The sequence below is a fragment of the Pseudaquabacterium pictum genome, from assembly GCF_005403045.1.
Classification (GTDB): domain Bacteria; phylum Pseudomonadota; class Gammaproteobacteria; order Burkholderiales; family Burkholderiaceae_C; genus Pseudaquabacterium; species Pseudaquabacterium pictum.
The window spans coordinates 819,479-845,522 of sequence record NZ_BJCL01000001.1 but is presented as its reverse complement, the minus strand read 5'-3'; the positions used below and the strand labels follow the sequence as shown (position 1 = coordinate 845,522).

Annotated in this window: 21 protein-coding genes; 8 read left to right on the top strand and 13 right to left on the bottom strand. The window is 70.5% G+C overall.

The genetic code is table 11. From position 1 onward, the window contains the following. Positions 1–19 precede the first annotated feature (19 nt). From FFT10_RS03790 to FFT10_RS03780, 3 genes are read left to right on the top strand one after another with little or no spacing between them, the layout of a single operon-like run. Positions 20–1,021, top strand: coding sequence for an ABC transporter substrate-binding protein (locus FFT10_RS03790; RefSeq protein ID WP_137731405.1), 1,002 nt, complete (start codon positions 20–22; stop codon positions 1,019–1,021). Continuing rightward, the gene (locus FFT10_RS03785) at positions 1,018–1,899 is read left to right on the top strand and encodes an ABC transporter permease (RefSeq protein ID WP_137731404.1); all 882 of its coding nucleotides are present in this window, start codon (positions 1,018–1,020) and stop codon (positions 1,897–1,899) included. Before FFT10_RS03790 ends, FFT10_RS03785 begins: the two co-directional genes overlap by 4 nt. After that, positions 1,892–2,947: an ATP-binding cassette domain-containing protein gene (locus tag FFT10_RS03780; RefSeq protein WP_137731403.1), complete on the top strand. Its 1,056-nt coding sequence runs from the start codon at positions 1,892–1,894 to the stop codon at positions 2,945–2,947. The genes FFT10_RS03785 and FFT10_RS03780 overlap by 8 nt, the downstream gene beginning before the upstream one ends. Before the next feature lie 12 nt (positions 2,948–2,959). Here the strand turns inward: FFT10_RS03780 and FFT10_RS03775 are convergent, their stop codons facing one another. Next, positions 2,960–3,643 (bottom strand): Crp/Fnr family transcriptional regulator, encoded by a 684-nt coding sequence (locus tag FFT10_RS03775; protein ID WP_137731402.1) that lies wholly within the window; start codon positions 3,641–3,643, stop codon positions 2,960–2,962. A gap of 144 nt (positions 3,644–3,787) precedes the next feature. On the opposite strand from FFT10_RS03775, the gene FFT10_RS03770 reads away from it, so the two are divergent. The 3 genes from FFT10_RS03770 to FFT10_RS03760 are packed head-to-tail and all read left to right on the top strand — an operon-like array spanning position 3,788 to position 9,023. Then, entirely contained in the window at positions 3,788–6,079 is a 2,292-nt protein-coding gene (locus tag FFT10_RS03770; RefSeq protein WP_137731401.1) for an arylsulfatase, read from the top strand. A gap of 18 nt (positions 6,080–6,097) precedes the next feature. Continuing rightward, positions 6,098–8,053, top strand: a complete 1,956-nt coding sequence (locus tag FFT10_RS03765) for an alkyl/aryl-sulfatase (protein WP_162520686.1) — start codon at positions 6,098–6,100, stop codon at positions 8,051–8,053. Positions 8,054–8,093: 40 nt separating this feature from the next. After that, positions 8,094–9,023 (top strand): TauD/TfdA dioxygenase family protein, encoded by a 930-nt coding sequence (locus tag FFT10_RS03760; RefSeq protein WP_137731399.1) that lies wholly within the window; start codon positions 8,094–8,096, stop codon positions 9,021–9,023. A gap of 241 nt (positions 9,024–9,264) precedes the next feature. Here the strand turns inward: FFT10_RS03760 and FFT10_RS03755 are convergent, their stop codons facing one another. From FFT10_RS03755 to FFT10_RS03700, 12 genes are all read right to left on the bottom strand, one after another. Then, positions 9,265–10,554: a cytochrome P450 gene (locus FFT10_RS03755; RefSeq protein WP_137731398.1), complete on the bottom strand. Its 1,290-nt coding sequence runs from the start codon at positions 10,552–10,554 to the stop codon at positions 9,265–9,267. Between the two features lie 41 nt (positions 10,555–10,595). Next, positions 10,596–10,916: a 2Fe-2S iron-sulfur cluster-binding protein gene (locus FFT10_RS03750; RefSeq protein WP_137731397.1), complete on the bottom strand. Its 321-nt coding sequence runs from the start codon at positions 10,914–10,916 to the stop codon at positions 10,596–10,598. Positions 10,917–10,936: 20 nt separating this feature from the next. Further along, positions 10,937–11,830: an SDR family NAD(P)-dependent oxidoreductase gene (locus tag FFT10_RS03745; RefSeq protein ID WP_137731396.1), complete on the bottom strand. Its 894-nt coding sequence runs from the start codon at positions 11,828–11,830 to the stop codon at positions 10,937–10,939. Between the two features lie 7 nt (positions 11,831–11,837). Continuing rightward, on the bottom strand, positions 11,838–12,923 hold the full coding sequence (locus FFT10_RS03740; RefSeq protein ID WP_137731395.1) for a Zn-dependent alcohol dehydrogenase: 1,086 nt from the start codon (positions 12,921–12,923) through the stop codon (positions 11,838–11,840). Positions 12,924–13,068: 145 nt separating this feature from the next. Continuing rightward, positions 13,069–14,325 (bottom strand): anion transporter, encoded by a 1,257-nt coding sequence (locus FFT10_RS03735; RefSeq protein WP_228026931.1) that lies wholly within the window; start codon positions 14,323–14,325, stop codon positions 13,069–13,071. Positions 14,326–14,327: 2 nt separating this feature from the next. Next, positions 14,328–15,083 carry an enoyl-CoA hydratase/isomerase family protein gene (locus tag FFT10_RS03730; protein ID WP_137731394.1) on the bottom strand — a complete coding sequence of 252 codons (756 nt, stop codon included), beginning with the start codon at positions 15,081–15,083 and terminating at the stop codon, positions 14,328–14,330. A 90-nt stretch (positions 15,084–15,173) separates the two neighbouring features. Next, positions 15,174–15,659, bottom strand: coding sequence for a DUF3237 family protein (locus tag FFT10_RS03725; protein ID WP_137731393.1), 486 nt, complete (start codon positions 15,657–15,659; stop codon positions 15,174–15,176). Between the two features lie 7 nt (positions 15,660–15,666). Further along, positions 15,667–16,653, bottom strand: a complete 987-nt coding sequence (locus tag FFT10_RS03720; RefSeq protein WP_137731500.1) for a WD40/YVTN/BNR-like repeat-containing protein — start codon at positions 16,651–16,653, stop codon at positions 15,667–15,669. Between the two features lie 20 nt (positions 16,654–16,673). After that, a complete protein-coding gene (locus FFT10_RS03715) occupies positions 16,674–19,034 on the bottom strand; it encodes an efflux RND transporter permease subunit (protein WP_137731392.1) in 2,361 nt (786 codons plus the stop codon). Positions 19,035–19,044: 10 nt separating this feature from the next. Then, positions 19,045–20,736 carry a DUF1302 domain-containing protein gene (locus tag FFT10_RS03710; protein ID WP_137731391.1) on the bottom strand — a complete coding sequence of 564 codons (1,692 nt, stop codon included), beginning with the start codon at positions 20,734–20,736 and terminating at the stop codon, positions 19,045–19,047. A gap of 26 nt (positions 20,737–20,762) precedes the next feature. Continuing rightward, the gene (locus FFT10_RS03705; protein ID WP_137731390.1) at positions 20,763–22,166 is read right to left on the bottom strand and encodes a DUF1329 domain-containing protein; all 1,404 of its coding nucleotides are present in this window, start codon (positions 22,164–22,166) and stop codon (positions 20,763–20,765) included. 224 nt (positions 22,167–22,390) lie between these two features. Beyond that, positions 22,391–23,047: a TetR/AcrR family transcriptional regulator gene (locus FFT10_RS03700; protein ID WP_162520685.1), complete on the bottom strand. Its 657-nt coding sequence runs from the start codon at positions 23,045–23,047 to the stop codon at positions 22,391–22,393. Positions 23,048–23,168: 121 nt separating this feature from the next. On the opposite strand from FFT10_RS03700, the gene FFT10_RS03695 reads away from it, so the two are divergent. Together FFT10_RS03695 and FFT10_RS03690 are read left to right on the top strand one after the other, a co-directional pair. Continuing rightward, positions 23,169–24,611 (top strand): amidase, encoded by a 1,443-nt coding sequence (locus tag FFT10_RS03695; RefSeq protein ID WP_137731388.1) that lies wholly within the window; start codon positions 23,169–23,171, stop codon positions 24,609–24,611. Then, a complete protein-coding gene (locus tag FFT10_RS03690) occupies positions 24,608–25,966 on the top strand; it encodes an APC family permease (protein WP_137731387.1) in 1,359 nt (452 codons plus the stop codon). The genes FFT10_RS03695 and FFT10_RS03690 overlap by 4 nt, the downstream gene beginning before the upstream one ends. Positions 25,967–26,044: the final 78 nt, after the last annotated feature.

Genomic DNA, 26,044 nt, shown 5'->3' with positions numbered 1-26,044 from the left:
GGCCGTTAAGCTGCGGTCCATGCACCATCTGCTGCGCCAACTCCTGTCCGCCCTGTGGCCTGTCCTGTTGCTGGCCTGGACCGGACAAGCCCAGGCCTGCGGCCGGCTCACGCTCGCCAACATGAACTGGTCCTCGGCCGAGCTGCTGGCCCAGGTCGACCGGCTGATCCTGCAGGCCGGCTACGGCTGCCAGGTCGACCTGGTGCCCGGCGACACCGTGCCCACGCTCACCAGCATGGTGGCCAAGGGCCAGCCCGATGTGGCACCCGAGGCCTGGATCAACGGCGTGCGTGAACCCATCGAGAAGGCCGTGGCCGCCGGCCGCCTGCACCTGGCCGGCACTGCGCTGAAGGACGGCGGCGTCGAGGGCTGGTGGATCCCGAAGTTCATCGCCGATGCCCACCCCGAGATCCGCAGCATCGCCGACGCCTTGAAGCGGCGCGATCTGTTCCCTGCGCCAGAGAACCGGCAGCAGGGCGCGGTGCACAGCTGCCCGTCGGGCTGGCAGTGCCAGATCGTCATGGCCAACCTGTTCAAGGCCCATGGCGCGGCTGGCAAGGGCTTCACCCTGGTCGACCCCGGCACTGCGGCCGCGCTGGACGGGACCGTGGCCCGTGCCCACCAGCGCCAGCAGGGCTGGCTGGGCTACTACTGGTCGCCCACTGCGCTGCTGGGCCAGTACCCGATGGTGCGGCTGGCCGAGGGCGCGCCGCACGACGCCGCCGAGTGGCAGCGCTGCACCAGTGTGGCCGGCTGCGCCGACCCCCGGCCCAATGCCTGGCCGCGCGCGGCCGTGCACACCCTGGTGACCGACCGCTTCCGCCAGGCTGGCGGCCCGGCCTATGCCTACCTGACCCGCCGCAGCTGGGACAGCGCCACGCTGAACGCCATGCTGGCCTGGATGCGCACGCAGCAGGCCACTGGCGAGCAGGGCGCGCGCCGTTTCCTGCAGACCCGGCCCGAGGTTTGGCAGCCCTGGGTGGACCCGGCGGTGGCCGCGCGGGTGCGCGCCGCGCTGTGACCGGCGGCTTTCCAGCGCTGCCGGCCGACACGCTGGCCACGCTGCAGCAGGCCATCGACCGGGGCTTCCAGGCCTTCAGCCAGCAGCACGGCGCGGCCATCGAGGCGGCCTTCGCGCCGCTGCAGACCCTGCTGATCGGCGCCGAGACGGCGCTGCTGGCGCTGCCCTGGCCGCTGCTGCTGGCAGCGGTGGCGGCGCTGGCCTGGATGGCATCGCGGCGCTGGACGCTGGCACTGGGCAGCGCCGCCGCGCTGGCGCTGCTGGGCCTGTTCGGCCTGTGGGACGACACCCTGCGCACCCTGGCCATGGTGCTGGTGGCCACGGCGCTGGCGGTGGCCATCGGCGTGCCGCTGGGCGTGGCCATGGCGCGGCTGCCATGGCTGCAGCGCTGGGGCGGCGGCCTGCTCGACCTGATGCAGACCCTGCCCAGCTTCGTCTACCTGATCCCCGCGGTGATGTTGCTGGGCATCGGCCGCGTGCCGGGCCTGCTGGCGGTGGTGGTGTATGCGCTGCCGCCGATGGTGCGGCTGACCAGCCTGGGCCTGCGCGAGGTGGACCGCGACCTGCTGGAAGCTGCCGATGCCTTCGGCGCCAGCGCCTGGCAGCGCCTCTGGCGGGTGCAGCTGCCGCTGGCCCTGCCCACGCTGATGGCCGGCATCAACCAGACCATCATGATGGCCCTGGCCATGGTGGTGGTGGCGGCGATGATCGGCGTGCAGGGTTTGGGCCAGCCGGTGCTGCGCGCCATCAACAACCAGCATGTCGCGCTGGGCCTGTTCAATGGCCTGGCCATCGTGGCCATCGCGATCGCCTTCGACCGCATCACCCAGTCCTGGGGCTGGCGGCTGCAGCGCCACCGGCCCACCGGCGATGCCTGAGCGGCCCGTGGCACCGGCGTTGCGGCTGCAGGCCGTCAGCCACCTGTTCGGCCCCGCGCCGCTGCGGCACCTGGCGGCCGTGCAGGCCGGTGCGCTGGACCGCGCCGCGCTGCTGGCCGGCCACGGCCACCTGCTGGCGCTGCAGGGCATCGACCTGGTGCTGCCCGGCGGTGGACTGACGGTGCTGATGGGCCCGTCGGGCTCGGGCAAGAGCACGCTGCTGCGCTGCCTCAACCGCCTGGTGTCGCCCACGGCCGGGCAGGTGTGGTGCGGCGACGCGGTGGTGACGGGCCTGGCGCCGGCCGCGCTGCAGGCCTGGCGCCGCCGCCAGGTGGCCATGGTGTTCCAGCGGCCGACGCTGCTGCCGCACCTGACGGTGCTGGCCAACGTGCGCTTCGGGCTCGACCTGGCCGGCGTGCCGCGCGCCGCCGCCGACGCCCGCGCGCGTGCCTGGGTGCAGCGGGTGGGGCTGGCCGGTTTCGAGGAGGCCTACCCGGCTGCGCTGTCCGGTGGCATGGGCCAGCGGGTGGGTCTGGCGCGTGCATTGGCCACCGACGCGCCGGTGCTGCTGATGGACGAGCCGTTCTCGGCGCTGGATCCGCTGCAGCGCACCGCCATGCAGGATCTGCTGCTGGGCCTGCACCAGGAACTGCGCAAGACCGTGGTCTTCGTCACCCATGCGCTCGACGAGGCGCTGCGGCTGGCCGACCACCTGGTGGTGCTGCGCGATGGCGTGCTGGTGCAGCAGGGCAGCGCGGCCGACATCCTGCAGCGGCCGGCCGACGCCTGGCTGCGCAGCGTGGTGCAGGGGGCCGACCGCGGGCGTTGGCTGGGCCTGGCCGCGCTGGCCCAGCCCGGCCCGCGCCTGTCGCTGCCCGACTTGCCCGGCAGCCTCGGCCTGGCGCAGGCGGTGCGCCAGCTGCGGGCGGCCGGCGCCACCGCCGCCAACGTCACCGGTCCGCAGGGCCAGCACCTGGGTGGGGTGACCTTGTCCGGCCTGCTGGACGTGCTGCTCGGCGACGCCGCCGATGCCCCGGCGCCTGGCTGAGGTCCGGGCGGTTCAGCCTGCTGGCGGCAGCAGGCGCACCCAGCCGTAGCCCAGCTCCAGCCGGCCCTGGGCCTGCAGTGCCTTCAGCGCCAGGTGCACCCGCTGTCGCGAGGCGCCGGCGGCATGGGCCAGCTCGGCCTGGGTGGCCTTCAGGCGCACACCGCCGGCACCGTCGGGCTGGCCCTGCGAGCGTGCCAGCCGCTGCAGCGCATGGTCCAGCCGCTCGTCCAGGCTGGGGCTGCCGTGGTGCTCGGCAAAGCGGAACAGCGCGCCCAGGCGCCGGCTCAGCAGCACGGCGATGCTGATCGCGCCCTCGGGGTGGCTGCGCAGCAGGGCAACGAAGGTGGCGCGGGGCACATGCAGCGTGCGTGCCGGTCCCTGGGCCTCGACCGAGACCGTGGCCCGCATGCCGCCCAGCACCGCCGGCAGGGCCAGCAGTTCACCGGGGTCCAGCCAGCGCAGCAGGGTGTCGTGCCCGTCGCTGCGGCCCAGGGTGGCGGCCAGCCGGCCTTCCAGCGCGACCACCAGCGCGTCGCAGGGGGCGCCCTGGCGCATCACCATCTGCCCACGCCGCCAGCTGCGCTGCTGGCCGCACTGCAACAGCGCATCGGCCAGCGCGTCGGGCAGGTCGCGCAGGCTTTCCTGGTAGCCGATGCCGGCGGTGCCGTCGGCGCGGGCGCTGGGTGCAGGGGGCATGGATGGGGGCGCGCCTCGCCAGGGCCGCCGGGCGAGGGATAGCGAGCATCAGGTTTGTCCCGGGATTGTCACCTGGGTGGAAATTCAGGCGACGGTGGCTGCCTAGGATGGCCCAACGTCGCTGGAGAGTCCTGGAGAGCCCGCTTGCGCACACCACCCTTTCCCGGCCGCATCGGCCCCACGGTGGCCGAATCCACCCCCTGGTGGCCCGAACGCGCCGATGCCGGGCCGCGGCGGCCGAACGTGCTGGTGGTGCTGTTCGACGACGTCGGCTTTGCCGACCTGGGCTGCTACGGCTCGACCATCCCCACACCGGCCATCGATGCCCTGGCCGCGCGCGGCGTGCGCCTGACCGGCTTCCACACCACCGCGATGTGCAGCACCACCCGCGCGGCATTGCTGACCGGCTGCAACCACCACCGCGTGGGCATGGGCTGCCTGGCCAACTTCGACAGCGGCTACCCCGGCTACCGCGGCAAGATCGCGCCCGAGGCGGCCACGTTGCCGGAGATGCTGCGCCCGCACGGCTATGTGAACTACATGGTCGGCAAGTGGCATGTCACGCCGCTGAACGAGACCGGCCCCACCGGTCCGTTCGACGGCTGGCCGCTGGGCCGCGGCTATGACCGCTTCTACGGCTTCATGGATGCCGAGACCGACCAGTACGCGCCCGAGCTGGTGCGCGACAACACGCCGATCCCCGCGCCCGGTTCCTACGAGACCGGCTACCACCTCACCGCCGATCTCGTCGACCAGAGCATCCGCTACCTGGCCGATCACCAGGGCGACCAACCCGGCCGCCCCTGGCACCTGTGGCTGGCGCTGGGCGCCTGCCACGCGCCGCACCAGGCGCCCGCGGCGTTGATCCGCCAGCATGATGCGCAGTTTGGCCATGGCTGGGATGCCGAGCGCGCGCGCCGGCTGGCGCGGCAGAAGGCCCTGGGCATCGTGCCGCCGGACACCGAGTTGCCGCCGCGCAATGCCGGCGTCAAGCCCTGGGCCGAGCATCCGCCCGAGCAGCAGGCGGTGATGACCCGCCTGCAGGCCGCCTATGCCGCGATGCTGGACCATGCTGACCAGCAGCTGGCGCGCCTGTTCGACCACCTGCAGGCCAGCGGCCAGCTGGACGACACCATCGTGCTGCTGCTGTCGGACAACGGCGCCAGCCAGGAGGGCGGGCCCTTGGGTTTCGTCAATGCGATGGGCCCGTACAACCAGGTGCCCGAGCCGCCACCAGCCAAGCTGGCCCGCATCGACGCCATCGGCGGCCCCGACACCCACAGCAACTTCCCCTGGGGCTGGGCGATGTGCAGCAACACGCCGCTCAAGCGCTACAAGCAGAACACCCACGGCGGCGGCATCCGCGACCCGTTCATCCTCAGCTGGCCGGCCGGCCTGCCGGCGCGCGGCGACCTGCGCCACGGCTTCGCCCATGCCAGCGACGTGGTGCCCACGCTGCTGGACCTGCTGGGCCTGCAGCCGCCGGCGCAGCGCCAGGGGCTGGCTTGCCTGCCGCTCGATGGCGAGAGCTTCGCACCGATGCTGCGCGACACCGCGCCGACGCAGCGCAGCAAGCCGCAGATCTTCGAGATGTTCGGCCACCGCGGCCTGTGGCATGGCGGCTGGAAGGCGGTGGCCTTCCACCCATCCGGCCAGCCCTTCGATGCCGACACCTGGGAGCTGTACCACCTGGATGCCGACTTCGCAGAGAACCACGACCTGGCCGCTGCCCATCCCGACAGGCTGGCCGCGCTGCAGGCGCTGTGGTGGCAAGAGGCCGCACGCTGCCAGGTGCTGCCGCTGGACGACCGCTTCGGCCCGCGCTTTGCCGAGAACGGCCGCCGCGTGCAGGGCCAGCGCCGGCAGTTCATCTTCCATGCCGGCATGGGCCACCTGCCCACCGACGTGGCACCCGACGTGCGCGGGCGCCACTACCGCATCGAGGCCGAGGTGCAGCTGCATGGGCCGCAGGACGAAGGCGTGCTGATTGCCCATGGGGATGCCACCTCCGGCTACAGCCTGTACCTGCAGGACGGCCACCTGGTGCATGACCTGAACGTGGGTGGCCTGCACCAGCTGCTGCGCTCGGCGCAGCCGGTGCCGCCGCACGCCCGCCGCCTGGGTGTGCTGGTGGAGCAGGGCCCGCTGACCACGGTGCAGCTGCCGGTGGGCCCGCCGGTGCAGGTGCCGGCCTGGCGCCGCGCCACCCTGCTGATCGACGGCCAGCCTGCAGGCAGCGCACAGCATGCGCACGGCTTCAACAGCCTGATCAGCTGGTCGGGCCTGGACATCGGGCTGGACCGCGGCTCACCGGTGTCGCACTATGCCGCGCCGTTCGCCTTCACCGGCCGTCTGCACCGGGTGACGGTGACGCTGGACGCCCACGGCGGCCCCGACGGCGAGGCCGTGGGCCAGGCCGAAATGGCCAGGCAGTGACCCCCGAACTGGATGGCCATGACCGCAACCACTGACCACGACACCCCGCTCCCCGGCCCGCCTGGCGCCCGGCCCGCCACCGCCATCACCCGGGCCTGCCAGCATGCGGCACGGCGCTGGCTGCCGCTGACCGACACCCGCAGCTTCGACGACGCCCGCCGCGGCCATGTGGCCGACCTGCCCAAGGGCGCCGTCACCCGCGCCAACGGCGGCCCGGTGTGGAACCTGGCGGCCTACGGCTTCCTGGCCGAGGAGGAGGCACCCGACAGCGTGCACCCCGGCCTGTGGCGGCATGCCCGCGTCAACATGGTCACCGGCCTGTTCCAGGTGGTCGACCGGGTGTGGCAGGTGCGCGGGCTGGACATTGCCAACATGACGATCATCGAGGGCGACACCGGCCTGATCGTGATCGACCCGCTGATCAGCACCGAGGTGGCGGCCGCCGGCATGGCGCTGTACTTTGAGCACCGGCCGACGAAGCCGGTGGTGGCCATGGTCTACAGCCACAGCCATGTCGACCACTTCGGCGGCGTGCGCGGCGTCATCGACGAGGCCGATGTGCGGGCGGGCCGGGTGCAGGTGATCGCACCGGCGGGCTTCCTGGAAGAGGCTGTCAGCGAGAACCTGCTGGCCGGCAATGCGATGAGCCGGCGCGCGCTGTTCCAGTTCGGCCCGTTGCTGCCCAAGGGCGTGCGCGGCCAGGTGGATGCCGGCCTGGGCAAGACCACCAGCACTGGCACGGTGACGCTGATCGCACCCACCGTGGTGATCACCCAGCCGGTGGAGCGGCATGTGATCGACGGCGTGGAGTGCGTCTTCGAGCTGACGCCCGGCGCCGAGGCACCGGCCGAACTCATCATCCACCACCCCGGCCTGCGGGTGCTGAACATGACCGAGATCGCCAGCCAGAACTTCCACAACCTGCTGCCGCTGCGCGGTGCCCAGGCGCGTGATGCGCTGGCCTGGAGCCGTTACCTGGACGGCGCGCTGCAGCGCTACGGCGCGGCCAGCGATGTGCTGATCGCCCAGCACCACTGGCCGGTGTGGGGCGGCGCCGACATCGACGGCTTCCTGCGCCGCCAGCGCGACCTGTACCGCTATGTGCACGACCAGACCCTGCGCCTGATGAACCACGGCCTGCTGGCCAGCGAGATCGCCGAGCGGCTGCAGCTGCCGCAGGCGCTGCTGGACGACTGGGCCTGCCACGGCTTCTACGGCACGGTGAAGCACAACGTGAAGGCCATCGTGCAGCGCTACCTGGGCGCCTACGACGGCAACCCGGCCCACCTCGATCCGCTGCCGCCGGCCGATGCGGCCCGCAAGACCTTGCAGTACATGGGTGGTGCCGATGCGGTGCTGCAGCGTGCCCAGGCCGACTTCGATGCCGGCGAGTACCGCTGGGTGGCCCAGGTCTGCGCCATGGTCTGCCATGCCGGCGCGCCGGGCGATGCGCCGGTGCAGCGCGCCCAGGCCCTGGGCGCCGATGCGCTGGAGCAGCTGGGCTACCAGGCCGAATCGGCCACCTGGCGCAATGCCTACCTGCAGGCGGTGATGGAGCTGCGGCACGGCGTGCCGCAGCTGCCGCCCACCAGCGTGGCGGTGCGTGACATCGTGCGGGCGCTGCCGCTGGGCCAGTTCCTCGACATGCTGGCGATGCGGCTGGACGGCGCCAAGGCCGCCGGCCTGCACCTGCGCCTGAACTGGCGCATCACCGACACCGGTGACTGCGCGCTGCTGAACCTGGAGCACAGCGCGCTGACCCACCGCATCGGCGTGCAGGCCGACGATGTGGATGCCAGCGTGGCGATGGACCGGGCCACGCTGGACGACATCGCGCTGCAGAAGCTGAGCCTGGCCGATGGCTTGCAGGGTGGCCGGGTGCAGGTGCAGGGCAGGGCGCAGGCCCTGGTGCAGCTGATGTCCATGCTCGACCAGTTCAGCCGCATGTTCCCTGTCGTCGGACCGCGGCCTTGAGTGCCGCCAACGCTTCGCCGCCAACCTTTGGATTTGAACCATGGCCAACACCAAGCCCCTGAAGCTGATCAACATCGCCAAGCGCTACAAGCACATCCGCCCGGTGCCGCGCATGCCCAACTTCGCGGCGTGGATCGAGGGCGTGGACCTGACGAAGCCGCTGAGCGACGCCGTGGCCGCCGAGCTGCGCCAGGCGCTGTGGGATTTCGAGGTGATCTTCTTCCGGCCGCAGGCCATCACGCCGGCGCAGCATGTGGCGCTGGCCAAGGTGTTCGGGCCGGTGTCGGCGGGCTCGTACTTCGAGCGCAAGCCGGGCGCGCCGGAGCTGGAGATGATCGTCAGCGACAAGGACCGGCCGCCGTCCATCGACAACTGGCACACCGACATCAGCTGGAAGCCCAGCCCGCCATTGGGCACGGCGATCCAGATCACGGTGACGCCGCCGGCTGGCGGCAACACCTGCTGGATGAGCACCAGCAAGGCCTACGACTGGCTGTCGCCAGGCATGCAAAAGTACCTGCAGGGCCTGACGGCGGTGCACAGCTGGGAGGTGTCGGGCTTCCGCGAGGCGCTGGGGCAGCGGGGTGACGACGCACTGATCGCCGCGATCAAGGCCTTCAAGCCGGTGGTGCATCCGGTGGTGCGGGTGAATCCAGACTCAGGCCGCAAGTGCATCTTCGTCAACGCCGATTTCACCCGCAACATCCAGGGCGTGGACCGGCACGAGGCACGCGGCATCCTGAACTTCCTGCTCGAATGGCTGAAAAAGCCGGAGTTCATGGTGCACCACCAGTGGGAGGCTGGCGGCATCGCGGTGTGGGACAACCGCAGCACCCAGCACTACGCTCTGGCCGACTACTGGCCGCACCACCGTGTGAACCAGCGCGTGACCTTCGATGTGCCCGGCACCGCGCCTGCGGCTGCGAATGTCAACCAGGTGGTGTTGAAGGGCAAGAAGCTGCGGGCTTGATAGGCGAGTTCGGGCTCTTTTCGGGCATTGTTTTCCGCGCGATCGCGCCGGTCCGGGAGGGCCTGCTTTGCTCCATGTCCCCCGTCCTACGCGCCGCTAGCGGCGCATAGGACTCCGCCTTCACTGCCGCAAAGCAGGCCCTCCCTGCCCGGCGCTCAGGCACTACCGAGGCCTTCACCCTCGCGCTGAAGATGGCGAACCGGCAAGTTCCGCTTTGAGCCCAAACCGGGCAACAAAACACTCAACCCGGGATGTTCACCATCAGCTTGCTGTAGCCGCGGACGAAGGACGAGCGCACGCGGGTGGGTTCGCCCAGCACCTCGATCACCGGGAAGCGCTCGAGGATCTCTTCCCAGAGGATCTTCAGCTGCAGCTCCGCCAGGCGGTTGCCCACGCAGCGGTGGATGCCGAAGCCGAAGCTCAGGTGCTGGCGCGGGCGGGCGCGGTCGATGATGAACTGGTCGGGCCGGTCGATGGCGGTCTCGTCACGGTTGCCCGAGAGATACCACATCGCCACCTTGTCGCCCTTGGCGATGCGCTGGCCGCCCAGTTCGGTGTCCTGCACGGCGGTGCGGCGCATGTAGGCCAGCGGCGTCTGCCAGCGGATGATCTCGGGCACCAGGCTGTCCACCAGCGCGGGATTGGCGCGCAGCTTGGCGAATTCGGCCGGGTTGTCGTTCAGCGCCAGCAGGCCGCCGGTCATGCTGTTGCGGGTGGTGTCGTTGCCGCCCACGATCAGCAGGACCAGGTTGCCCATGTACTCCAGCGGCGGCATGTTGCGGGTGGCCGCGCCATGGGCCAGCATGCTTACCAGATCGGTCTTGGGCGGAGCATTGACCCGCTCGTTCCACAGCTTGGTGAAGTAGCCCAGCATCTTGCCCAGCTCGGCCATGCGCTCGGCCGGCTCCAGCGCCTCGGGGTTGGTGGCCTTGTTCATCGTCGCCACGTCCGACCACCAGGTCAGCAGCCGGCGGTCCTCGAACGGGAAGTCGAACAGCGTGGCCAGCATGCAGGTGGTCAGCTCGATCGAGACCTTGTCCACCCAGTCGAAGGGCTCGTTGCGCGGCAGGCTGTCGAGCAGGCGGCCAGTGCGCTCGCGGATCTCGGCCTGCCAGTTGTTCAGGTTGGCCGGCGCCACGATGGTGCTGACCGCCTTGCGCTGGTCATCGTGCTTGGGCGGATCCATCGCGATGAACATCGGCAGCTTCTCGCCATCCGGCGCATTGAACAGCGTGATGCCGCCCTTGGACCAGTCCGACGAGAACAGCTCGGGGTGCGTGTCCACATGCATGATGTCCTGGTAGCGGGTGACGCTCCAGTAGCTGCCCACCTCGGGCACCGGGCTGTGGCCAAAGTGCACCGGTGCCTGCGCCCGCAGGCGGTCGAAGATGTGCAGCTCGACGTTGTCGACGAAATGCTGCGGGTCGGCCGGGTGCAGGTCCGCCAGCGGCATGGCCCAGATCTTGTCGCGCGCGGCGGCCTGGGCCGGGGACAGGGCGGCAGGGGCAGGGGGCTTCAGGACAGCGCTCATGGCAAGGCTCCTTGGCGGTTGGCGGGTGGTTTGGCGGCAGGTTAGTGCTGGCCTTCGGGCATGGTGACTTCCAGCCCGTCGAGGTCATCGGTCACGGTGATCTGGCAGGCCAGGCGCGAGCTGTCGCGCAGCTCGGCGGCGAAGTTCAGCATGTCGTTCTCCTGCTGGGTGCGCACGCCGGTCTTGGCGGCCCAGGCACCCTCGACGAACACATGGCAGGTGGCGCAGGCGCAGGCACCGCCACAGTCGCCGTCGATGCCGGGCACGTTGTGGTCGATGGCAGCGCGCATCAGCGACAGGCCGGCTTCGGCCTCGACCGTGTGGCGCTGGCCGCTGTGGGCGATGAAGGTGATCTTGGGCATGGTGGACAGGGGCAGGGGGGTCAGGAAGGCTGAACGGGATGCTGGGCGCGCTGTGCACGCAGCGCACGCAGTTGCTCGGGGCTGAGGCCCAGGGCGTCGGTCATCGGGCCGGCGACGTTCGGATCCCAGCTGTGGCGCGGGCCGATGGTGAGGCCACCGTCGACGGTGAGGTGGGTGCCGGTGATGAAGCCGGCGGCGTCGCTGGCCAGGAACAGCGCCGCTTCGGCGATGTCCTGCGGCAGGCCGGAGCGGCCGATCGGGTTGGCCGTGCCGCTGCGCTGGGCGATCTGCGCGGCCAGGGCGCCGGACTGGTCGTGGTCCATCTGCATCAGCCCGCCGAAGATGCGGGTGGCGATGAAGCCGGGCACGATGGCATTGATGCGGATGCGCAGCGCCGACAGCTCGGTGGCCGCCACCTTGGTGTAGTGCAGCACGCCAGCCTTGGCCACCGAGTAGCACAGCGGCGCATAGCCCGCCTGCAGTGCCGAGACGGACGAGGTGTTGACCATGGCGCCACCGCCGCGGCGCCGCATGTGCGGCACGGCATAGGCCGTGCCCGCAGCCACAGAACGCAGCAGCAGCGCCTGGGTGAAGTCCCAGCTGGCGGGATCGAAGGCCTCCACGCCCGCCGCCGTGCCACCGGCACCGGCGTTGGAGAACAGGATGTCCAGCCCGCCGAAGTGCGCCGCGGCGCCGTCGATCGCGGCCTTCAGCTGGGCGCAATCGGTCACGTCGCAGGGCATGAAGTGCACCGCGGGGCCCAGCCGGTCGGCCAGCGCAGCGCCCGCCTCGGCGTTCTTGTCGGCCGCCAGCACCTGCGCGCCTTCGGCGACGAACAATTCGACCGCGGCCTCGCCGATGCCCGAAGCGGCACCGGTGATGACCGCCACCTTGCCTTGCAGGCGCTGCGCCATGCCGGGCTCAGTGGTCGAACATGATGACGTTGCGCGCGACGCCGCCGGTCTTCAAGGTCGCGAAGCCCTCGTTGATCTGCTCCAGCTTGATGCGCGAGGACACCATCTCCTTCAGGTGCAGCTTGCCCTGCATGTGGAAGTCGATCAGCCGCGGCATGTCGGTGCGGAACTGGTTGCTGCCCATCATGCTGCCCTGGATCTTGCGCTCGGCCAGGAAGTCGACGCCGTGCAGCTCGATCTTGGTGCCGACCGGGATCATGCCGATGATGGTGGCCGCGCCGCCGGGGCGCAGGCAGCTGAAGCTCTGCTCTGCGGTGGCCTTGAGGCCGATGCACTCGAACGAGTAGTGCACGCCCCCGTTGGTCATGTCGCGGATCCGCTTGACGGTGTCGCCCAGGTTGGCGTCGACGATGTCGGTGGCACCGAAGGCGCGGGCCAGGTCGAACTTGAACGGGTCCTTGTCGACCACGATGATGCGGCCCGCGCCGGCAATGGCCGCCGCGTTGATGGTCGACAGCCCGATGCCGCCGGCGCCGAACACCGCCACCGTGCTGCCGGGCTCCACCTTGGCGGTGCGGGCCACGGCGCCGTAGCCTGTGATCACGCCGCAGCCGATCAGTGCGGCCAGGTCCAGCGGCATGTCCTCGCGCACCTTCACCAGGGCGTTCTCATGCACCACCATCTGCTCGGCAAACGCCGACAGGTTCAGGAACTGGTTCATGTGCTGGCCCTTCCAGCCCAGGCGCTTGGCCTTGCCGGCGGGCGGCTTCACCTCGGGGTCGCCGCACAGAGACAGGTGGCCCGACAGGCAGAAGCTGCAATGGCCGCAGAACATCGACAGGCAGCTGATGACATGGTCGCCGGGCTTGAGGTAAGTCACGTCCTCGCCGACGGCCTCCACCACGCCGGCAGCCTCGTGACCCAGCACGGCGGGCAGCGGATAAGGGTACAGGCCGTCGATGAAGTGCAGGTCGCTGTGGCACAGGCCGGCGGCGGCGGTGCGCACCAGCACTTCGCGGCGCTTGGGCTTCTCGAGGACCACGTCCTCGATCGTCATCGGCTGGTTGGGTGCGTGCAGGACGGCAGCTTTCATCGGGATGCTCCAGTGGGCAGGGCCGACCAGCCTGATGCCGGCGGCGATCCGATGATTCTGCGCCGCGCCGCTGCAGCCGCAGGCCGGTGTTTGTCCGGTGTGCCGGCGGTGCCGGGTTGTCGCCTGGACGACTGCGCTGGCGCCCTCAGCGGACGTTCCAGGCCATCCAGGACCACAGCAGCACCAGGCTGCCCAGGGTGACCGGCACGCCGGTGGCGGCATGGCGGCGCCAGTCGAGGGTGATGCCGGCCTGGCGGGCCAGGTCGGCGACGATCAGGTTGGCGATCGAGCCCACCAGCAGCAGGTTGCCGGCGAAGGTGCTGACCAGCGCCAGCATCACGCCGGCCTGCGTGCCGCCATCGCCCTGCAGGTGGGGCAGCAGCAGCATCACCGCCGGCACGTTGCTGACCAGGTTGGACAGCGCCACGCCCACCACCAGCAGCGGGCCAGGTTCGGCCAGCTGCACGCCGTGGCCGGCCAGCCAGGCCACCGCCTGGCCGGCCAGGCCGGTGGCGGCGAAGGCATCATTGACCACGAACAGGCCGATGAACAGCAGCAGCAGCAGCCAGTCGACATCGCCCATCACCTGGCCCGAGTGCAGCCGGCGGCTGAGCAGCAGCACCGCCGCGCCCACCAGCGCGGCCACGTCGCGCGGCCAGTCGGTGGCCAGGAACACGGCCACCAGCGCGCCGGCCACGGCCAGGCCCTTGGTGGTCTGCCAACGGTCCAGCGGCGGGTCGGCCGCGGGTGCGGTCGCCGGGCCGGGGGCACCGGCGACGCTGTCACCACGCGCCCCCGGCCCCCAGGCCAGCCAGGCCCACAGCAGCACCAGGCTGGCCAGCACCGGCGGCAGCGCCAGCCGCAGGTAGCCGCTGAAGGGCAGCTGCAGCACCGAGCCGATCAGCATGTTCTGCGGGTTGCCGATCAGCGTGGCGGCCGAGCCGATGTTGGCGGCGCAGGCCAGCCCCAGCAGGAAGGGCACCGGTGGCAAGCCGCGCTGCAGGCACAGCCGGGCCACTACCGGCGTCATCGCCAGGCAGACCACGTCGTTGGAGAACACCGCGGACAGCGCCGCCGCCACTGCGATCAGCGCACCCAGCAGGCCGGTGCGCGACAGCGGCATCGCGCCCACCCGCTGCGCCACCGCGGCATAGAAGCCGCTCATGCGCAGCTGGGCCGATACCACCATGAAGGCGAACAGCAGCACGATGGTGGGCAGGTCGACCGCGCGGGCGGCGGACTCCACCGTTTCGCCGGTGATGGCGATCACCGCGATGGCGCCCAGCAGGGCCACGCCAGCGCGGTCGAGCTTGAGCATCGGCAGGCCGCCGAGGAACATGCCCAGGTAGACGGTGGCGAACACCGCCACCACCGCGGCGGTGTGCAGCTCGGCGGCCAGCACCGTCAGGCGAGCTTGCTGGTCTTGTTCATGAAGGCGGCAATGCGCTCGGCCATGTCGGGGCCGCGGCCCTCGCTGCGGTGGATCTCGTGCGACAGGCCGGCGCGCAGCGGCAGGCCTTCGGTCTCGCGGTACAGGCGCTTGTTGGCGCGCAGGCTGAACCAGGAGTTGGTCAGGATGGAGCGCGCCGTCCGGTCCAGCGCGGCGTCGAACTCGGCATCGGGCACGCACCAGTTCACCAGGCCCATGGCCTCGGCCTCGCGGCCGCTGAAGGTGCGGGCGGTGTAGGTCATCTCCTGGGCCTTGGCCAGGCCCACGCGGCGCGGCAAACGCTGGCTCATGCCCCACACCGGCACCAGGGCCCAGCGGGCATGGGTGTCGGCGAACTTGGCGGATTCGGCGGCCACGATCAGGTCGCCGGCCAGCGCCAGCTCCAGCGCGCCGGTGTAGCAGTGGCCGTGCACCGCGGTGATAACCGGTTGCGGCAGGTTGGCCAGCAGCTCGATGGTGTCGGCCTGGAAGTGCGGCTGCGGCGGGTGTTCGCCATGGGCGATGTCGGCCAGGTCATGGCCGGCCGAGAAGCACTTGCCGGCGCCGCGCAGCAGCACCAGGCCGATGCGGTCGGTCTCCTGGGCCAGCTGTTGCACATGGGCGCGCAGCTCGGCGAACAGGGCCACGGTCAGCGCGTTGAGCTTCTCCGGGCGGTGCAGGGTGAGGGTGGCGAGGCCGTCGGTGTCCTCGCGCAGGACCAGGGGTTGCATGCAGGCTCCAGATCGGGGTTGGGGCCGGGCCAGCATAGCCCACGCCTGCACGCCGCCGCCGAAGCCTGTGGCGCGGCCGCTGTGCGCCGATCAGCCCGGCAGGACCTGGAAGAAGCGCAGGTGCACCGAGGTGGCGGGCACCGGCCCGGGGCCGACCGTGGCCAGGAACTGGTAGCGGTTGAGCCAGCCGTGCGGGCCCTCTGGCGCCTCGAAGCGCGGCTGGCTCATCGCGTAGCTGGCGGGCCAGTCGCCGGTCGGGCTGGTCCACAGGCCGCGGTTGCGCACATGGATCAGCGTGCCGTCGTCGGCCTGCAGGTCGTAGATGGCCTCCAGCTCCAGCATGCCGTCGTTGCGCAGCACCTGCCAGTCGGCACCGCCCGGCAGCACCTGCGCCTGCAACCCGGGCCCCCACACCCGGCCGCCGACGATGCGCACATGCAGCCGGCGCCCCGCGGGCGTCAGGCCATGGTCGCGCTCGGGGTCGAGCATCACGTCGGCCATGAAGCAGGCGGCCAGTTGCGGCGTGCCGGGCACGGCAGCATGCCGGCCAGGCGGGAGGCGGAAGGTCGGGTCCATGCGCCAGTCAGGGCAGGGCGCTGCGTACGCCCGCGCGCGTGGTCAGCACCATCTGGCCCTGCGGATTGACCAGCACGCCGGTGTGGCTCAGGCGGTCGGCACTGCGGCGGGCCTGGAAGGCCTGGCCATCGCGGCTGGTCAGCACCAGACCGTCGAGCGCCGATGCGGTGATGCTGCCGTCCGGCCCCTGCGCCAGGCCGGTGATGGAGCTGGTCTGGCCGGTCGCCACCGGCTGCCAACTGTCGCCGGCGTTGGTGCTGCGCAGCAGCGTGCCGCGCAGCCCGCCCACCAGCAAGGACCCGTCACGCAGCGCCAGCCCGGCCCACAGCGAGCCGCGGTAGCCGGTGTCCAGCGTCTGCCAGGCCAGGCCGCCGTCGGTGGAGCGCAGCAGCTTGCCTTGTTCTGCAGTGGCATAGAGGGCGCCGGCCGGGCCGGCGAACAGGCTGTAGAGGTTCAGGTCGGCCTTGCGGGCACCGGGCTGCACCGGCAGGGTGACGGTCCGCCAGGTCTGCCCGCCGTCCTGGGTGACCAGCACCAGCGACCACAGCCCCACAGCCACCGCGCGCTGGGCGTCCAGGGCCTTGACGGCCAGCAGGGGTTGGTCCTGCTGCAGATCGCTGCGCTGCAGGGTCCAGGTGTTGCCGCCATCGTCGGTGCGCAGGATGGCGCCCCAGTGGCCCACTGCCCAGCCGCGGCGGTCATCGGCGAAATCCACCGCGGTGAGCTGGGCCGCCACCGGCACCTGGCCGGCCTGGCGCAGGCTGGCACCGCCGTCGTCGGACAGCAGCACGGTGCCGCGCTCGCCGACGGCCACCAGCCGCTTTCCGGCATGCGCAGCCGCCAGCAGGCTGGCGTTGGCAGCACCGGGGCGCTGTTCGGCTGCGCGGATGCGCAGGTCGGCCACGGCGGCAGGTGCATCGGCCGCCCCGGCGCTGCCGGCGGCGGCCAGCGAGAGGGCGAGCACCGCCGTGGCGATGATGGAGGGGCAGGGCATGGGCTGCATCGCGAAGGACCTCAGTGGGCGAAGACACCGCTGCTGCGCACCGGGCCGCGGCGCGGGAACCAGCGTTCCAGCAGGGCGGCGAGCGCCGGCAGCGAGACCAGGGCCGTCACCAGGTTGGCCAGGAACATGAAGGCCAGCAGCTTGCCCATGTCGGCCTGGAACTTCAGCGGCGAGAAGGCCCAGGTGGCCACGCCGATGGCCAGGGTGATGGCGGTGAAGATGGTGGCCATGCCGACCTCGCGGATTGCCGCCTCCAGCGCCGCCTGCATGGCCTGGCCGCGCGCCAGGTGCTGCTGCAGCCGGCTGTAGATGTAGAGCGCGTAGTCCACGCCGATGCCGGCGGCCAGCACCATCACCGGCAGCGTGGCCACGGTCAGGCCGATGTCCTGCGCCTTCATGAACCAGTAGCCGACGAAGGTGCCCACCGTCAGCGGCAGGCAGCAGCTGAGCACGGCGCGCCAGTCGCGGAAGGCCGCCAGCACGAACAGCGCGATGGCGCCGTACACGTACAGCAGCATCGGCAGCTCGGTACGCTGCACGGTCTCGTTGATCGCCGCCTGCACGCCGGCGTTGCCAGCGGCCAGGCGCAGCGTGACGCCCGGTACCGGCGCGGTGGCCGCGAAGCCGCGCGCAGCGTCCAGCACCCGCTGCAGGGTCTCGGCCTTGTGGTCCGTCAGGTACAGGTGCAGCGCCGCCATGCTGCAGTCCTTGTTGACGAAGCCACGGATGCGGCCGATTTCGGTGGCCAGGCCGGCGAGGTTGGCACTGTCCAACGGCACCGTGCCCATCTTCGGATGGCCTTCGTTGTAGCCCTCGTTGTAGGTGCGCAGCATGCTGGCATACGACAGCGCCGACACCACCCCGGGCACATCACGCAGGGCCACGGTGGCGCGGTCCACCTGATCGGCCAGCGCCGCCGACCCGCAGGAACCGGGCGGTGCTTCGAAGACCAGGCTCAGCCAGTCCAGGCCCATGTCGAAGCCCTGGACGACCGCCACCGCATCGCGGTTGAAGCGGGCATCGGCGCGCAGCTCGGGCGCGCCGGGCTGCACGCTGCCGACCACGCGGTCTCGGCTGAACCAGGCCGCCGCCGCCAGCACACCCACCGTCAGCAGGCTCACGATCACCGCGTTGCGGCCGACGGCGATGCGCGCCAGCGGCGCCAGCCACTGCGCGCGGCGCTGCTGCAGGGCCACGGCGCGGCGGCCATAGTCGGCCGGGAAGTGGCAGTACGAGGCAGCCACCGGCAGCATCACCAGGTTGGTGGCCACCTTGAAGCCCACGCCCAGCGCGGCCGTCACGGCCAGCTCGCGGATCATCGGGATCGGAATCAGCAGCAGGGTGATGAAGGACACCAGGGCGATGGCCAGGGCCAGCACGCCCGGCACGAACAGCCCGCTGAAGCTCTCGCGCGCGGCGCTGATGCTGTCCTGCCCGCGGGCCAGGCCGCCGACGATGGTGTTGATCTGCTGCACGCCGTGCGACACGCCGATGGCAAACACCAGAAAGGGCACCAGCACGCCCAGCGGATCCAGCCCGTAGCCCAGCAGCCGCAGCGCACCGAACTGCCAGACCAGCGAGGTGAGCGAGCACACGATGGGCAGCAGCATCAGGCGCCAGGAGCGGCAGTACCAGTACACCGCCAGGGCGGTCAGCACCAGCGCGATGGCGCAGAACTCCAGCACGCCGGCGGCGCCGTCGGCGATGTCGCCAGTCTGCTTGGCGAAGCCGATGATCTGGATCTCGAAGTCGGCATCCTCGAACTTGCTGCGCAGCTGCGCTTCCAGCAGGCGGTTGTAGTCCAAGTAGTCGATGCGCCGGCCGTCGGCGCCCACCTCCAGGATCTCGGCGGTGACCATGGCCGAGCGCTGGTCCCGCGAGACCAGCGAGCCCACATGCCCGCCGGCGCTGGTGGAGCGCTGGATCTGCGCGATGACCTCGGGCGTCAGCGAGGCCGGCGTCACCGTCGCGGCGATCACCGATTCGGCCCGGAAGCCTTCCTCGGTGATCTCGTTGACGAAGCTGTTGGGCGTCCACAGCGATTGCACGCCCACCCGGTCGATGTTGGGCAGGTACTGCACCGCCTCGGTCACCTGCAGCAGCCGGGTCAGGCCGGCGGTGGTCCAGATGTCGCCTTGCCGGGCCTGCACCACCACCGTCAGGCGGTTGGCGCCGAACAGGTCAGGCGCGTGGCGCTTGACCGTGTCCATGTACGGGTGGCCGATGGGCATCTGCTTCTCGAAGCCCGCCTCCATGCGCAGCTGCAGCGCGAAGACCGCCATCACGGCGGTGAACGCCGCGAAGGCCGCCAGCGTCAGGCGGCGGTAGGTGAAGAAGAAGCGCTCCAGGGCGCGAACCACCCGATCCAGCATGCCCGGAACCTCAGAAGTTGAAGGTGGCGTAGCCGCCGACGAAGTCGCGGTCGCGCAGCACCTGGTCGAACACCGAGCTGCCGCCACGGAACATCGAGTAGTTCAGACCGAACTGCCAGGTCGACGGGTTCTTGGTGAAGTTCAGATACAGGTTGGCGGTGGTGGCGCCTTTCATCCAGGTGCCCTGGATGTTCGGCGTGCGGCCGCTGAGCGCGCGCGAGATGAAGATGCCCGGCGTCACCTGCCAGCCCGGCAGCAGGCTGCCGTCATAGGTGAGGCTCAGGTCGGCATTCAGGCCGGATGAGGTCTTGGTTCCCACGGCCACGGTGTTGATGGCCGCTGCCACCGGGTCATACACCGGGCCCTGGGCATTGCCCCAGCCCCAGCCGCCGGCAGCGATCACATCCGGCCCATAGGCCTTCTTCAGACCCGGGTAGTGGATGACCACCAGCTCGGTGAGGATGGTGCCGTTGCTGGCGCCCAGGGCGCGCATCAGGCCGCCGGCGTTGGCAGGCGACAGCTGCAGCAGCCCGGTGAGGTGCCACTGCAGCTTGCGGGCATCCACCCAGCAGTTGCCTCCCTGCGAGGCACAGGCACTGGTGTTGGTGTTGAGGAAGACGGCATCCTTGGACCGGTACGACAGCTCGGTGCCCACCGCCCAGTCGCCCACCGGCAGGTTGGCGCTCAGGCCGATCAGGCGGCGGTCCTCCGGATACTCCAACGACGCGGCGAAGGTGGTCTGGTCGATGCGCAGTTGCGGTGACTTGTCGTGGTAGTGCACCACATAGGCACCCAGGTCCAGCGACGTGTCCTTGGGCTTCCAGCGCAGCGCCGCGCCCCATTGGCCGCTGTTGCGGGCCTTGCCTTCGCTCAGGCCATAGGCGGCAGCGCCCTTACCCAGGCCGTTGACCACCGACCAGTAGCTGCCGGTGGGCGGCAGGTAGGTGGACCGCCAGCGGGTTTGCAGGTAGACCTCGGCATTCAGCCCATCGGCCAGGCCACCGGCCAGGCTGATGGTCGGCGTCGGCAGGATGCCTTCCTTCAGCTGGGTGCCGGGCTGCGACAGGCGCATGGCGTCCACCGGGTTGGTGGCATTGATGCCGCCAGGGGTGATCACGCTCTCGCCCCAGTTGATGACCTGGTTGCCCACGCGCAGGCGCGCCTGCTGGTCGCCGATGGCAAAGCTCTTGCTGACCCACAGGTCCAGCACGCGGGCCTTGAAGCGCAGGTCGTCGCGGGCCGCGTCGCTCAGGCCGTCGCGCTGCACCTCGGGGTTCAGCGAGCCGGAGCTCAGCCAGCCCGTGGTGCGGGTGGCGCTGTAGTCGCGGATCCAGTTCACCCGGCCGAGGAAGCGCACATCGCCCGGCAGCTGCATCAGCAGCTCATGGCTGCCCTTGAGGTAGGTGGTGAACGGATCGCCCTTGCCGTAGTTCAGCGTGCCCTGGTCGCCCAGGCCCGAGGCCACCGGCGCAGCGATGCCGGCCGGCCCGCCGGTGTTGCCGCTGAGGATCAGCGCCGGGCTGGGGCTGAGCGTGCGCATGCCGAAGCCGACGCTGATGTTGGAGTCGAAGTTGCCGGAGACCAATTCGTTGGAGAAGCTCAGGGCATGGCTGCTGCTGGCGCACACCAGCAGCGTGGCGCTGGCCAGGCGGGTCAGGGGCTGCCGGCGCAGGCCGCGCAGCGAAAGGCGATGGGTGGTCATGGAGGGCTCCTGGGTCGTGGTTGTGCTCAGCGCTCGCTCACCGCGCGCAGGTTCTCGGCCGTGTAGAAGTTGGACTTCATCTTCGGGCCCACCGGTTCGGGGAACCAGCGCACATCGGTGCCAGTGCCTGCGGCGTGGAAGTCGAACAGGTAGCGGCCGTCGGTCAGGTTGTATTGGGAGAAGGCCACCACATCGCAGCTGCCCAGTTCGAACACCGGGATCAGGTAGCCCTCACGCACCTTCCACAGCTTGCCCTGGCCGTCGTGGTCCTCGGCCAGTACCGCGTTCCAGCTGTCCTCGTCGAGGTAGAACGTGCGCTTGGGGGCGAGATGGCGCACACCGGCCTTCACCGTGGCCTCGATCACCCAGACGCGGTGCAGTTCATAGCGGCGGTTCTTCGGGTTGATGAAGTCGTTCTGGGCGATCTCCATCATGTTCCCGGCGAAGTCAAAGGCCCCGAATGCGTTGTAGGGCACCAGCAGTTCCTTCTTGCCGGCCAGCTTCCAGTCGAAGCGGTCCAGCGCACCCTGGAAGACCTGCACCTCGTCCATCGCATACTGGTTCTCGAAGCCCAGCTGCGGCGCGTCGTAGGCGTAGCTGGGCAGGCGCCGCACGCGGCGCTGGCCCGGGAAGTAGTAGTGGGCTTCCGTGCCAGCCTGGTCGATGAAGTCGCTGATCACGCCGGCCTGGCCGGCCAGGGCGGGCGGCGACACATAGCCGAAGGTGGTGTGCGAGCGGTTGGTGCCGGTGTCGCTGAGCTTGCGCGCGCCCTTGGCGGCCCAGGGCAGGAAGATCGTCTGGTCATAGCGGTAGCTGATCCAGTCGGTGCTGCCCTTGCGCGGCGAGACCAGCGTGGCGGAGTTCTTGAACTCGGTGGCCACGCCGCGGTAGCGCATGGCCATGTTCCACATCGCCTCGGTGCCGTTGGCCGGCATCGGGAACAGCACGCTGGGCACCACCGCGTCCTGCAGCGCCCAGCCGTTGGCGGCCAGCTTGGCCACACCCAGGTTCTTGCGGGTGTTCTCGGCCACGAAGTCGGGCACGTTGCAGCTGCGGCGGGTGGGGTACACGTCCATCCGGTAGCCCTTGGTCTGCTTGATCAGGGCGATCTGACCGGGCGACAGGCGGCTGGCGTATTGGTCGACGTTGCTGGCATCGATGCTGTAGAGCGGCTTGTCGGCCTTGTGCTTCCAGCTCTCCAGTCGCGGCTTGCCCCAGGACCAGCCCGGCAGATCCTGCTTCTCGGGCTGCCAGGCGGGGATGCTGCCGTCCTTGTTGGCGGCGCGTTCGCCACCCACTGGCGTCAGGCGGGTGGTGAGGTCCTCGGCGTTCTGGGCCTGCAGCGGCAGGCTGGCCAGACCGGACACGAGACTGGCGATCGCCAGCGCGGCGGGTCGCAGCGACAAGCGGGTCGAGAGGATGCGGGGCATGTGGAAGGGCTCCTGGTGGCGGAAATCCGGTGGGCGGTCCGCGACCGCTGGAACAGCGGTTGCAAGCGGATGGCGTCGTCTGAAACTGAACTATGGTTCGGCTTACGAGACCAGCCCATCAGCAAAAACCCTGCCTGGATTCGAGCGACACCCACCTGCGTGGTGTCCAGGGCGCTGCCGGGTGCCCATCTTCCAGGGCACCGCCACGCAGGAGAAAGGAAAGGTCAGCGGCCGAGGATCAGCTGCGAGGCGATGGCCACCAGGCAGGTGCGCAGGTGGCCCAGCAGCAGCTCGGCCGGCGCCACGCGGTGCACCACGGCGGCGCACAGCATGTTGTGGCAGATGACGCCGATGCACCGTGCTGCAGCATCCACCGAAGCGGCGCTGGCAAGCGGTGCATAGTGCTGCAGCGCGGAGGCCACGCTCTCGGTGACCAGGTCATCGTGCAGCCGGGTCAGGTTGTCCAGCGCCGGGATCGCCTGCAGCATCTGGATCAGCGCGCCCAGGCCCGGTTCTCCCTCGTACAGCGCGGCCACTGTCGTGAGCTGCTCGTTGAGGTAGGTGATGATGTCGCGCTGCCCGCCATGGCGCGGATGCACCGAATCCACCGCCGCGTGCACACGCTGGAACCACTGTTCCACCAAGGCGTGGACGATGGCTTCCTTGCTCGGGAAGTATTCATACAGCGCCCCGACCGAGATGCCCGCCGCCGCCGCGATGCGCTTGGTCGTGAGCTTGTCCAGGCCCTCGGTCTCGATCTCTGCGGCCGCGGCGCGCAGCACCAGTTCAACAGTCTGCTGCGCACGCACCTGCGTGGGCAGGCGGCGCAGTGCCAGGCGCCGGCGTGCAGCGTCCTTGGCGTCGGGGATGGCTTCGGTCATGGCGCGCACTGTAGAGCAAACCCTGATCAGAAATCTGCGCGGATCCCCTTGTATCCGAATCTTTGTTCGGTTTACGATGCGGCCACGCAGCCCTTGCGGCACCGACAACCTGACGCCATCCATGTCCGAACTCGATCTCTGTTACCTGCCGGCCACCGACGCGCTGCACCAGTTCCGCAGCGGCGCCCTGTCGCCGCTGGAGTTGCTGCAGGCGCAATTGCGCCGCGCCGACGCCCTGGAGCCCACGGTGAATGCGCTGGCGGCCCGGCGCACCGACGCTGCACTGGCCGCCGCGCGGGCAGCCGAGCAGACCTACCTGCGCCACCCCGACTGCGCCGGTGCACTGGAAGGCCTGCCCACGGTGCTGAAGAACGAGCACACGCTGGTCGGTGAGCACACCGACCAGGGATCCTGGCTGCTGGGCGAGACCGCCGACACCGAGAACGCGCCGATCACGCAGCGCCTGCTGGACGCGGGCGCCGTGGTCCATGGCCGCACCAACGTGCCGGAGTTCTTCGTCGCCATGTTCACCCGCAGCCTGCGCTACGGCGTCACCCGCAACCCCTGGAATCCCACCTACACCTGCGGCGGCTCGTCCGGCGGCAGTGGGGCGGCGCTGGCCGCGGGCATCACCACCCTGGCCACGGGCTCCGACATCGGCGGCTCGATCCGGGTGCCCGCGGCCTACTGTGGTGTCGTCGGCCTCAAGCCCAGCTATGGCCGGGTGCCCGAGGCCATGATGTTCTTCGCGATGAACACCCACAACCACAACGGCCTGTTGGCACGCACCGTGGGCGATTGCGCGCTGATGTTCAACGTCATCAATGGCCCGCACCGCGCCGACCCGGCGACGATCAAGCCGCGTCTCCAGGTGCCGCTGCAGCCGGCGCCGGTGCGCGGCCTGCGCGTGGCCGTGTCGATGAACCTGGGCTACTTCGACGTCAGCGCCGAGGTGGTGCGCAACACCCGTGCGGCCGCCCAGCACCTGCGTGACCAGGGCGCCATCGTCGAGGAGGTCGACCTGCGCTGGACCGCCCAGGTGCGCGAGGCCTTCACCAACGGTCTGGTCTACACGTTGGGCCATTCGCTCGCCCGCATGATCGCGGGGCGGGAAGACCAGGTGAACGACTATGTGGCCGCGATGGCGCGCATGTCGGCACAGATCACGCTGGACGACTATCTGGCGTCGTTCGATGTGATGGCACAGATGCACGCCGCGCTGCAGGATGTGCTGGCTGTGCACGATGTGATGCTGTGCCCCACCCTCGCCGACAACCGCTGGCTTGCCGAAGGCAGCGACACCCCCCACGACGATCTGATGCAGCGCGGCATGACCTACCCCTTCAACATGCTCAGCCGCCATCCGGTGCTGGCCGTGCCGTCCGGGCACGCCAGCCACGGTGTGCCCACCGGCCTGCAGATCGTCGGCCGCACCTACGAGGACGCGCGGGTGCTGCAGGTGGGTGCGGCGCTGGAGGCCGCCATCGGCTGGCCGGCCTGGCGGCCTCCGATCGGTGCGGCCGCGGCCAGCGTCGAGCGGCTGCATGACGAGGCGGCCACATGAGCTCGACCTTCGAGGCCGGCGCACCCACCGGCGGCCCGCAGGCCAAGCCGGCCACCCTGAAGCGCTCCCTGGGCTTGTTCGACCTGGTCGCCTTCGGCCTGGTGTACATGGCCGTGGTGGCGCCGCTCACCACGCTGGGCTTCATCTGGGAGGCTTCCGGCGGCCTGATGGCCGCGTCCTACCTGGCCGCCGCGCTGTGCATGTACTTCACCGCGCGCAGCTACGCCACCATGAGCGAGGTGGACGGCAGCTGCGGTTCGGTCTACAGCTACACCCGCACCGGCCTGGGTGATCTGGCCGGTTTCATGGCGGGCTGGATGATCCTGCTGGATTACGTGCTGACGCCGGCCCTGGTGTTTGCGCTGATGTCGGTGGGCATGAGCACCTTGGTGCCCTCGGTGGACCGGGCCACCTGGATCGTGCTGGTGCTGGTGGTCACCCTGGGCTTGAACTGGGTGGGCACGCAGGTGGCCGCCAAGGTCAGCGTGGCCTCGGTGATCGCGCAGATCGTGATGGTCTTCGGCGTGCTGGCGCTGGCGGTGGTGGCGCTCGACCGCGGCCTGGGCACCGGCCACCTCAGTGCCCAGCCCTTCGTCGGCACCACGGGGTGGCCTGATCTGCACCTGGTGCTGGGCGGTGCGGCGCTGGCGGTGATGACCTTCCTCGGCTTCGATGCCGTCAGCACGCTGTCCGAAGAAGTGCGCAGCGAGGACAAGCGCCTGGTCGGCCGGGCCACGATGTGGGTGCTGGCCCTGGCCAGCGGCCTGTATGTGCTCACCGCCTGGGTCATCGGCAACCTGATGCCGGCCATCCAGGTGCAGGATCCGGCGGCCGCCATCTTCGAGCTGCTGGGCCAGACGGTGGGGCCCTGGGCGCCGCTGCTGTTCGGCTGGCTGCTGGCCATGGTGGTGGGCTTCACCAATGCCTTGCCGATGCTGGCGGGGGTGTCGCGGGTGCTGTTCGCGATGGCGCGCAACGGCCAGCTGCCGGCGCCGCTGGGCCGCATCCACGCCGGCACCGGCGTGCCGCGGACCGCATTGCTGGTGTCGAGCGGGGTGTCGCTGGTGGTGGCCCTGCTGCTGCGCGACCGGGTCGACCTGCTGGCCTCGCTGGTGAGCTTCGGCGCATTGGCCGGCTTCAGCTTCCTGCACCTGTCGGTGCTGGCGCACTTTGCGCGCCGTGGTGGGCCACGGCGCTGGTTTGCCCATGTCATTGCGCCAGGCATCGGGCTGGTGCTGGTGGTGGGCCTGTTCATCGGCATGCACCGCGAGGCCCTGTGGCTGGGTGCGGCCTGGTTTTTGGCGGGCCTGGTCTACGGCCTCTGGCTGCGCCAGCGGCCCCGGCCCCGGCGCTGACAGCGTTTCAGCACCCAGCCGCCACACCCACCGCCCGCGCTGCTGCGGCCTGTGGCCAGACCGACCGGTCCGGCCGCA